The following is a 9,430-nucleotide window of genomic DNA, read 5'->3' on the forward strand; positions in this document are numbered from 1 at the left end:
GCACTACACCTGCGGCGGCGTCGTCTCCGACCTGCACGGGCGCAGCGACCTGCCGGGGCTGYACGCGGTCGGCGAGACGACCTACACCGGGCTGCACGGCGCGAACCGGCTGGCCAGCAACTCGCTGCTGGAATGCGTGGTGCTCGGCAAGACCTGCGCCGACCACATCCTCGAGCACGCGCCGAGCGAGCAGCCCGAACTGCCGGACTGGGACGAGAGCCAGGTCGAGAATGCCGACGAGCAGGTGGTGATCGCGCACAACTGGGACGAGCTGCGCCTGCTGATGTGGAACTACGTCGGCATCGTGCGCACCACGAAGCGGCTGGAGCGGGCGCTGCATCGCATCGACCTGCTGCGCAGCGAGATCGACGACTACTACGCGAACTTCCGCGTCACGCGCGACCTGCTGGAGCTGCGCAACCTGGTCGATTGCGCCGAGCTGATCGTGCGCTCGGCACTGATGCGGCACGAGAGCCGCGGGCTGCATTTCAGCCGCGATTTCCCGCGCACGCTGCCGGTGAGCTTCCCCACCATCCTGGTGAGGCCGGCGACCAGCAAAGCTTAGTTTCTGGCCTTCATCGCGGTTCGCGCCAAGACGAACTGGAACGCGAAGTCGACCGCCTCGGTGATCGCCACCTCGATCGCGTGGCGCTCCTTCTCGCTCAGGTAGAACGAGAAATCGACCGCATGCCGGATGTAGCGCGGCGGCAGCCGGTTCAGCGCGACGCAGGCGATGTCGGCGAGCAGCTCGCTGCCGCTCAGGTGCGGGTGCTGGGTGGCGGCCGCGGCCACCGCCTCGAAGACGGCGCGCTCGTTGTAGTTGAAGATCGTGTCGAAGTCTGCGCTCATGGGGTCCGCCGTTCGGTCAGGATGTCCCGTCGACTGTAGTCAGTGCGGGCCGCGGCGACCATCCCGAGAGTGCGGCAAAAGTCCGCTCAGTTGCAGAGTCAGATCCGCTCCAGCACCCGCATCGAGTAGTCGGTCGCCCGCACGTCCTTTGTCAGACGGCCGATCGAGATGCGGTCGACGCCGGTCTCGGCGATGCGCCGCACCTGGTCGAGCTGCACGTTGCCCGAGACCTCGAGCAGCGCGCGCCCGCCCGTCACGGCCACTGCTTCGCGCATCAGCGGCTCGTCGAAGTTGTCGAGCAGCACGCTGGTGGCGCCGGCCTCCAGCGCCTCGCGCAACTGGGCGAGGCCTTCGACCTCGATCTGGATGTCGACGCCCGACTGCAGCGCCTGTGCATTGCGCAGCGCGGCGGCCACGCCGCCGGCCGCGGCGATGTGGTTCTCCTTGATCAGGATGCCGTGCCACAGCGCGAGCCGCTGGTTCTGCCCGCCGCCGATGCGCACCGCGTACTTCTGCGCCAGCCGCAGCCCGGGCAGCGTCTTGCGGGTGTCGAGGATCGCGCAGCCGCGCGGGTTCGGCGACGCGCCGGCGATCGCGTCGACATGGCGGCGCGTGACCGACGCGGTGGCCGACAGCAGCTGCAGGAAGTTCAGCGCCGGCCGCTCGGCCGACAGCAGCGCGCGCGCATCGGCCTCGATGTGGCAGACCAGCGTGTCGGGCGCCATGCGCGCGCCCTCGTCGACATGCCAGTCGATCGCGGCCTGCGGATCGAGTGCATGCACGCAGCCGTCGAACCAGTCGCGGCCGCACAGCACCGCGTCTTCACGCACCAGCACGCGGGCGCGCACGCGGCGCCCGGCCGGCACGAGCTGCGCTGTCCAGTCGCCGCGGCCGATGTCTTCGGCCAGCGCATCGCGGATGTTGCGCGTGCGGGCCTGTTCCAGCGTTTCGTCGAACTCGAAGGCGATCGTCATGCGGCACCGAYGTTCCTGACCAGGCCGAGCTTCTGCGTGCTCGACGGGTTGGCCTTCACGAAATCGAGCATGCGGTCGATGCAGCCCAGCGCCTGGCTGCGAACCGGCTCGTCGACGTGGATCTCGCCGCTGCCGTGCTCCAGGCAGGCGACGACGCCCTGCAGCGCGTTCATCGCCATCCACGGGCAGTGCGCGCAGCTCTTGCAGGTGGCGCTGCTGCCGGCGGTGGGCGCCTCGATCAGCGTCTTGCCGGGCGCGAGCTGGCGCATGCGGTGCAGGATGCCGTTGTCGGTGGCGATGATGAAGGTCTTCGCGTCCATCTGCAGCACCGCGTTCAGCAGCTGCGAGGTGGAGCCGATCATGTCGGCCTGCGCGACCACCGATTTCGGCGACTCCGGGTGCACCAGCACCTTCGCACCGGGGTGCTCGGCCTTCAGCAGGTCGAGCTCCAGGCCCTTGAACTCGTCGTGCACGATGCAGGCGCCGTTCCASATCAGCATGTCGGCGCCGGTTTCTTCCTGGATGTAGCGGCCGAGGTGGCGGTCGGGCGCCCACAGCACCTTCTCGCCGCGGTCTTTCAGGTGCCGCACGATCGCGAGCGCGCAGGAGCTGGTGACCATCCAGTCGGCGCGCGCCTTCACGGCGGCGCTGGTGTTGGCGTAGACGACGACCTTGCGGTCGGGGTGGGCGTCGCAGAAGCGCGCGAAATCGTCGGGCGGGCAGCCGAGGTCGAGCGAGCAGGTCGCGTCGAGGTCGGGCATCAGCACGCGCTTGTCGGGGCTCAGGATCTTCGCGGTCTCGCCCATGAAGCGCACGCCGGCGACGACCAGCGTCTTGCTCGGGTGGTCGCGGCCGAAGCGCGCCATCTCGAGCGAATCGGCGACCAGGCCGMCGGTCTCGAGCGCCAAGTCCTGCAGGTCGCCGTCGACGTAGTAGTGGGCGACCAGCACCGCGTCGTGCTTCGCGAGCAGGGCCTTCGCGCGCGCCTTGTGGTCGGCGCGGCCGGCCGGCGTCAGCGGCTCGGGCACCTTGGCCCAGGCGTGCGCGGTGCAGGTGGCGCCGGCGCTGTCCTGCAGGGGGTAGTCGAAGAGAACTTCTTGGCTCATGTCCAGTGGCTGCATCCGCAGACGTGCTGCGATCCCGGCATGGTATCCAAGCTTCGCAACCCTTCTCAGGACAGGCTTTGTTCCGCCTCCATCAGCTTGTAGCGCGCCAGCGCCAGGTTGCTGCGCTGCTTGTCGAGCAGCGCGAACAGGAACAGCCCGCTGTGCCGCGACAGCGAGCGGATCAGGTGGTGGCGCGTCGGCGTGCTGGTCATGATCTCCTGCACCGCGTCGGCCAGCCCCATGTCGCGCGCATGGCGGTCGTGCACGCGCAGCACCTGGGTGCAGGCGGCGGCGGCCAGCTCGATGTCGACCGGGTGCTCCTCGCGCACCTTGTGCGTGACGACCAGTCCGGTCGCGGTGTCGACGACGGCGCAGCCCATCAGGCCGTCGACCTGCAGCATGCTGTCGAGGGCATGGGCGGCGCGCTGCGGATCGAGCACCGCGCGCACCGGGGCCTTCGTGACGGCACTGCTCTTGATGGCGGTGCCGGGCGATGCGGAGGCCGAGGCGGCTGCGGCGTCGAGGTCGGCCACCTTGATCGGGAAGCCGTCCGGCCCTTGCACCGAGGCGATCGCGGCCACCGGCGGCGGCCCCCACACCGGCTCGGTCTTCACGCGGTTCCACTGGCCCAGCAGTGCATTCCACACCGCCGACGCGCTCGACAGCGATTCGTTGAGCACCTGCACCTTGAGCCGCTGCGGCCACTGGATCATGCCGATCTTGTTGGCGATCCACACGCCGCTCGGCGGCAGCATGAAGAGCAGCGTCGGGCAGCGCCAGCCGGGCTGGTTCACCGCGGCGTACAGGGTGTTGAGCATGCCGTCGACCGCATGCGGCTGCATCGCGCCGACGATCACCGCGGTCATGTGGCTGCGCTCCATCAGCGCGATCGGGATCGCCGCGTTGTCGGGGCCGGGTGCGCGCACGTCGGCGTGGTAGATGCGCAGCAGGCCTTCGTCGCGGCGTTCGAGCGTGGTGCGCTCGATCATCGCGAGCGTGCGCAGCGTGGTGTGCTCGCGCAGGTGCAGCCGCTCGATCGGCCGACCGCTCGCATCCGACAGCGCCTTCACGACCGCGCCGGCCCACACGCCGGTGGGGTCGTGCAGCGCGATGTGGCGGGTGGCGGTTTCGAGGTCGGCGCGGGTGGCCGCGAAATGCTCGCGGATCGCCTGTGCCGCCGAGCCGGTGACGACCAGGTCGCGCAGGTGGCGATCGACCATCTGGCCCTGGTCGTTCACCTCGGTGGCGACGCTCTCCATGAGGGAGGTGGCGGCGAAGCCGGGCTGGCGATCCTCGGGTTGGTCGCCGCGCAGGTCTCCGAACAGCGATGACAACATGGGTGCTCCCGGCAGTTGAGTCCGGCCCAGTCTAGGGGGATGTTCGCGTCCGGACATCCCCAACTTGGCTACCCCCTTGCGGGGGGAGGTGAATGACGGCCCCTCTGTCGATGAGTACATCGACCGATCCCCCGAGGGGATGCGGGCCGGCCTGGGGCGGCCCGGCGCTCGGCCCGTTTCAGCTGAAGAAACGGCTCGGCGGCGCCCCCACCGAGCGCCGCACCATCGCGCTGAACGCGCTCGCGCTCGCATAGCCCAGCTCGGCCGCGATCACGCCCATCGGCTGCTTGCGCGCCGCCATCGACAAGGCCTTGGCCAGCAGCACCTGCTGGCGCCACTGGACGAAGGTGGTGCCGAGCTGCTGGCGGAACAGGCGCGCGACGGTGCGCGGGCTCGCGCCGGTGTCCCTGGCCCAGCCGTCGAGCGTGGCGTGGCGTGTCGGATCGTCGAGCACCGCCTCGCACAGCGTGCGCAGCCGCTTGTCGGCCGGCAGGTCCACGCCCAGGCGCACCGGGCGGGCCCGGCGCAGCTCGTCGAGGATCAGCGCGGAGAGCCGCTGCTCGCGCTGCAGTTCGCCGGCGCCGAGCGGCGGGCCGCCGCCGTCGGGCTGCACGTTCATCTCGAGCACCAGCGCGCGCAGCAGCTCCGACACCTCGAGCACCCGGCACTGCCGCCACGGCGCCTGCTCGCCCGGCGCGACACCCGGGCCGCTGCGCCCGCGCGGCTGCAGCAGGTACAGCGTGCGCAGGTCGGCATCCTCGACGACGCTGACGGCGTGCTCCATGCCAGCCGGGATCCACAGCGCGCGTGACGGCGGCACGAGGTAGGTGCCATGCTCCATCGTCAGCCGCACGACGCCGGTGGACGACAGCGCGACCTGCGCCCACGGGTGGTCGTGCGGCACGACGCGGGTGTCGGTGCCCAGGTGGTGCTGCTTCGCGCGCAGCGGCCGCTGCGGCGTCGGCATGTACAGGTGGGGGGTGAGCGGGCCTATCGGTGGCGTGCTCATGGTGGTGTGCTCATGGTTGGCAGGATCTCGACAAGGATTGACAGGCTATCGCAATCCGGCCGCCTCGTCACTGCCTACCATCGGGGCTCGATTCCACCTGCCGAACTCCTGCATGAACACCCTGGCCGCCCCGGCACCCGCCTTGCGCAAGGACGCCACCGTCATCGGCCTGGTCGGCTTGGCGCACAGCATCAGTCACTTCAGCCAGCTGCTGCTGGCGCCACTGTTCCCGTGGCTGAAGGATGCATTCAACGTCGGCTATGCCGAGCTCGGGCTGCTGATGTCGATCTTCTTCGTCGTCTCGTGCATCACGCAGGCGCTGTCGGGCTTCATCGTCGACCGCTTCGGCCCGCGGCCGATCCTGTTCGCGGGCCTGGCGCTGCTGGGGCTGGCGGCCTTCGGCTTCTCGATCAGCACCAGCTGGTGGATGCTGGCGGCGTTCTCGGTGCTGGCCGGCATCGGCAACGGCGTGTTCCACCCGGTCGATTTCACGCTGCTGAACCGCAAGGTGCACCCGTCGCGCCTCGGCCACGCGTTCAGCGTGCACGGCATCACCGGCAGCCTGGGCTGGGCGCTGGCGCCGGCGATGCTGGTGCCGCTGACGCTCGCGTACTCGTGGCGCGTCGCGCTGGCCTGCGCCGGCGTGCTGGCGTTCGCGGTGCTGATCGTGCTGTGGTTCAACCGCGAGAAGCTGGCGCTCGACGACATCGCGGCCTCGCCCAAGGCCGCCGCGGCGAAAGCGGCGGCCGGCGGCAGCCTCGATTTCCTGTCGATCCCGGCGGTCTGGATGTGCTTCGCGTTCTTCTTTTTCTATGCGATGGCGCTGAGCGGCGTGCAGGCCTTCGCGCCCGAGGCGGCGCGCCTGCTGCACGAGGTGCCGACGCAGCTGGCGGCCGTCTGCCTGACGGTCTACATGGTGTGCAGCGCCGGCGGCATGGTGGTCGGCGGCTTCCTCGTGACCGACCCGGCGCGCTGCGAGCGCATCGTCGGTGCCGGCTTCGGCGTGGCCGCGGCGATCGCGCTGGTGGTGGGCTTCGCCGAGATCCCGGCGCTGGCGGTGCCGGTGCTGTTCGGGGCGATGGGCTTCGCGGCCGGCATCGCCGGGCCGTCGCGCGACCTGATCGTCAAGCGCTCGGCGCCCGACAACGCGACCGGCCGCGTCTACGGCGTCGTCTATTCGGGCCTGGACATCGGCCAGGCGATCGCGCCGCTGCTGTTCGGCACGCTGATGGACTGGCACCGTCCGGCGCAGGTCTGGCTGGGCATCGCGGTGGTGCAGGGCGTGCTGATCGCCAGCGCCTTCAATGTGCGGCGGGTTCGCCGGACGGTGCTGGTGGCGGCCTGAGCTCGCGCGACAGCATCTGCGAATGCGCGAGGAAGGCCTGGGCGTCCTGTGCCGCCAGGTCGTCCGCGAGCTGCGCCACGTTCGCCTCCAGCTGCGCCAGGGTCTGCGCGAAGGTGTCGAGCGCGGTCTTGCCGTTCGACAGCGTGCGGGTGCGGGCATACGACGGCGGGATCGACAGGTAGGCGTTCAGCGCCTCCGGCAGGTGGACGATCGCGATGCGGCGCGCGTCGAAGCCGTCGTCCAGCGACAGGTGGCCGCGCGAGCGCTCCCACTGCCGGCGCAGCGCGTCCAGCGCCTTGCACAGCTCCAGCACGCGCGTCTGCAGGCTGGCGGGCAGGCGGTCGTCGGGGTTGTACTGGGTCAGCCCGCGCACGCCCTGCAGGGCACGCTCCATCGCCTCGCGCGTGTCGCCGTCGTCGCTGAACTGCAGGGCCTCCCAGCCGGGCCGCGACAGCGTCGGGAAACCCAGCCACAGCCCGCCGACGACGAACCCGGCCGCGTAGCCGAGCACGGCCACCGGCAACGCGGCGTTGCCGAGCAGGCCGAACCCCTTCAACACCAGCGCGATGCTCGCGAGCGCGAGGCCGATCCAGTTCGGCGCCGACGTGAGCACGCCCAGCAGGCGGCTGCCGAGCGAGCTACTGGTAGGCACGGATGTCCTTGAACACGCCGTACAGCGGCGTCTTGCGCGCATCGAACAGCCGGCCGCCGGTCACCTTCACCAGTTCGCGCAGCTGCTTCTCGTTGGCGTCGCCGAACAGCACCATGAAGACCGGGATCGAGCGGGCGTCCTCGGGCAACTGCTCATAGTCGCGCCTGAACTCCTCGAACGTGCGGCCCTTGTTGTTCTCGCCGTCGGTGAACGCCACCACCGAATACTGGTAGCCGGGGTTGCGCTGCTTCTCGTCGGCCATGTTCTTCAGCGACTTCAGCACCGCGTCGAACAAGGCGGTGCCGCCGCGCATGTTCAGGCCGGCCGCGAAGGMCCGCACCTGCGCCAGCGCCTTCTGCTTGGCCTCGCTGTCCTCGATCACCTGCACGCCGCGGGCGGCCGGGGCGCCGGCCGGGATCTCGAAGCGCTGCAGGTCGTACGGGTTGTCCGAGAACGGCTGCATCCACAGCCGCTCGCGGTTCGTCAGCCGCGCGATGCGCCCGGTCAGCGAGCGGTCGACGCCGGCGATGTAGTCGAGCGCCTGGATCAGCTGCTGCTGGCGGCCGTCGCGCTCCATGCTGCCGCTGGTGTCCAGCACGAAGGTCGACGCGATCGGGCGGCGGAACTCGTTCAGGTAGGCGTCGATCAGGCCGTCGGCCAGCGCGCGGTCGGGCGAGAACGGCAGCTCGATGCGCATCGCGTCGCGCGGCAGGATGTCGGCGACCTGCGCGGCCACCTCCGGCAGCACCGGCCTGCGCAGCGTCTGGCGGGCCAGCCAGGTCTGCGCCGCTTCGCCCTTCAGGTAGGCGACCACCTTCAGGTAGTCGTCGCGCCGGGCGTCGTTCAGCAGCAGCAGCGGGTAGTCGGCCGTGCTCACGCCTTCGTGCGGGTAGACGAGCAACAGTTTCTCGCGCAGCTTGCCCGACTGGTTCAGGCCCAGCAGCCAGCTCTCGTAGTTGATGAAGGCGTTGACGTCGATGCCCTGGCGCTCGATGAATTTCTCGGAAAGGTAGGTGGAGTTGTCGCCCGGCAGCCGGTAGCCCTTCAGGAACGCCGCGATGGCGCCGCGGTCGACGTCGGCCGCGCCGAGCCCGTCGGTCTTCTGGGCGGCACTCGCGACCACGCCCAGCAAGGCCATGAAGCCCTGGTTCGAGGTGGCGGGGTTGGACAGCGCGTAGCTCAGCTTGCCGGCCTTCGCCGCGGCGGCGATGTCCTTCCAGGTGACCTTGGCGGCGCGCTCCGGCCGGTCCCAGCCGAGCTGGCGGGCTGCCGATTCGCTGAGGCCGAGGGCGATCGGCGACAGCATGATCTTCTCCTGCAGCTTCACGCGCGACTGGCCCTGCGCGTCGGACAGCAGGTACTTGGCGTTGGCGAACCAGGCGAGGTCGGCGCCGGACTGGCCGTTCAGCACCGCCTCGGTGCTCTCCATCGTGCCGCCGAAGCGGAACTGCAGGTTCACGCCGGTGGCCTTCAGCACCATCTGCTGCAGCGGCTCGATGTCGCGCAGGTCGGTGGTGGCCAGCACCTGCAGCGCCGGTGCTGCGGGCGGCGGTGGCGGTGTTGGCGTGGCGGCGGTGTCGGCCGCCGGCCGGTCGCAGCCGGCGAGGGCCATGCACAACAGCGCCACGAGCGAGACACGCAGGGCAAGCCTCATTGACCCATCTCCTTCGTCACCACGTCGATCATTTCCGCCATCAGTTCGAACGACGGCGGGTCCACCACCTGCGTCAGCCGGGTCTCCACCGCGAGGCCGGTCGGCTGCACGGCCTTCGCGAAGCGGTCGGCATCGGCGATGCGAAAGCCGTGCTGCAGCGCGATGCCCTGCAGCTCGGCGTCGTTCGACAGCAGCGCACCGAGCGCCTTCGCGCGCTCGCTGGTGGCGACGAACACCAGCTTGTTGGTGATGGTGGGTTGCGGGTACAGCAGCACCATGCCGCCGCCGATGCCGCCCTTGGCGAGCGCATGGCCGACGATCTGGTTCTCGTAGATCCATGCGAGCGGCGTCTTGCCGATGCCCTGCGACACGTAGTCCTCGAAATTGCCGTTGACGTAGTTCTCCTGGTAGCCCTGGCGCTTGAAGAGCTCGGCCAGCCGCAGCGCGGTGCGGCGCGCGGTGTCGCGGTCGCTGACGGTCTCGCCGTTCAGCGCGCTGCTGGCC

Annotated in this window: 9 protein-coding genes and 1 pseudogene; 2 read left to right on the forward strand and 8 right to left on the reverse strand. The window is 70.2% G+C overall.

Annotated features, from left to right (window positions below):
• On the forward strand, window positions 1-565 hold a 565-nt coding region (locus tag AC1D15_RS09590), incomplete at its 5' end, for an FAD-binding protein (RefSeq protein WP_477825796.1).
• On the opposite strand, the gene AC1D15_RS09595 is transcribed toward AC1D15_RS09590, so the two are convergent.
• From AC1D15_RS09595 to AC1D15_RS09615, 5 genes are all read right to left on the reverse strand, one after another.
• Window positions 562-849 (reverse strand): late competence development ComFB family protein, encoded by a 288-nt coding sequence (locus AC1D15_RS09595; protein WP_047512023.1) that lies wholly within the window; start codon window positions 847-849, stop codon window positions 562-564. The two genes, AC1D15_RS09590 and AC1D15_RS09595, sit on opposite strands and share 4 nt — an antisense overlap.
• Before the next feature lie 98 nt (window positions 850-947).
• Entirely contained in the window at window positions 948-1,823 is an 876-nt protein-coding gene (nadC, locus tag AC1D15_RS09600) for a carboxylating nicotinate-nucleotide diphosphorylase (RefSeq protein WP_477825797.1), read from the reverse strand.
• The gene (gene nadA, locus AC1D15_RS09605) at window positions 1,820-2,929 is read right to left on the reverse strand and encodes a quinolinate synthase NadA (RefSeq protein WP_477825798.1); all 1,110 of its coding nucleotides are present in this window, start codon (window positions 2,927-2,929) and stop codon (window positions 1,820-1,822) included. Before nadA ends, nadC begins: the two co-directional genes overlap by 4 nt.
• A 65-nt stretch (window positions 2,930-2,994) precedes the next feature.
• On the reverse strand, window positions 2,995-4,266 hold the full coding sequence (locus tag AC1D15_RS09610) for a roadblock/LC7 domain-containing protein (RefSeq protein WP_477825799.1): 1,272 nt from the start codon (window positions 4,264-4,266) through the stop codon (window positions 2,995-2,997).
• A gap of 178 nt (window positions 4,267-4,444) precedes the next feature.
• Window positions 4,445-5,275 carry an AraC family transcriptional regulator gene (locus AC1D15_RS09615; RefSeq protein ID WP_465112555.1) on the reverse strand — a complete coding sequence of 277 codons (831 nt, stop codon included), beginning with the start codon at window positions 5,273-5,275 and terminating at the stop codon, window positions 4,445-4,447.
• Between the two features lie 112 nt (window positions 5,276-5,387).
• On the opposite strand from AC1D15_RS09615, the gene AC1D15_RS09620 reads away from it, so the two are divergent.
• Window positions 5,388-6,620 (forward strand): MFS transporter, encoded by a 1,233-nt coding sequence (locus AC1D15_RS09620; RefSeq protein WP_477825800.1) that lies wholly within the window; start codon window positions 5,388-5,390, stop codon window positions 6,618-6,620.
• Here the strand turns inward: AC1D15_RS09620 and AC1D15_RS09625 are convergent.
• The 3 genes and pseudogenes from AC1D15_RS09625 to AC1D15_RS09635 all read right to left on the reverse strand — a co-directional run.
• Window positions 6,577-7,272 carry a hypothetical protein gene (locus AC1D15_RS09625; RefSeq protein WP_047512035.1) on the reverse strand — a complete coding sequence of 232 codons (696 nt, stop codon included), beginning with the start codon at window positions 7,270-7,272 and terminating at the stop codon, window positions 6,577-6,579. The two genes, AC1D15_RS09620 and AC1D15_RS09625, sit on opposite strands and share 44 nt — an antisense overlap.
• A complete protein-coding gene (locus AC1D15_RS09630; protein WP_477825801.1) occupies window positions 7,259-8,926 on the reverse strand; it encodes a vWA domain-containing protein in 1,668 nt (555 codons plus the stop codon). Before AC1D15_RS09630 ends, AC1D15_RS09625 begins: the two co-directional genes overlap by 14 nt.
• Window positions 8,923-9,430 (reverse strand): annotated as a pseudogene (locus AC1D15_RS09635) (hypothetical protein); the annotation flags it as partial. The pseudogene AC1D15_RS09635 and the gene AC1D15_RS09630, both read right to left, overlap by 4 nt.

The sequence above is a fragment of the Rhizobacter sp. P2_H2 genome, from assembly GCF_056403375.1.

Bases quoted from the DNA above. Each gene is read 5' to 3' on its own strand.
- AC1D15_RS09610 (WP_477825799.1), bottom strand. From the start codon at position 4,266: ATGTTGTCATCGCTGTTCGGAGACCTGCGCGGCGACCAACCCGAGGAT.
- nadC (WP_477825797.1), bottom strand. From the start codon at position 1,823: ATGACGATCGCCTTCGAGTTCGACGAAACGCTGGAACAGGCCCGCACG.
- AC1D15_RS09615 (WP_465112555.1), bottom strand. From the start codon at position 5,275: ATGAGCACGCCACCGATAGGCCCGCTCACCCCCCACCTGTACATGCCG.
- AC1D15_RS09595 (WP_047512023.1), bottom strand. From the start codon at position 849: ATGAGCGCAGACTTCGACACGATCTTCAACTACAACGAGCGCGCCGTC.
- AC1D15_RS09620 (WP_477825800.1), top strand. From the start codon at position 5,388: ATGAACACCCTGGCCGCCCCGGCACCCGCCTTGCGCAAGGACGCCACC.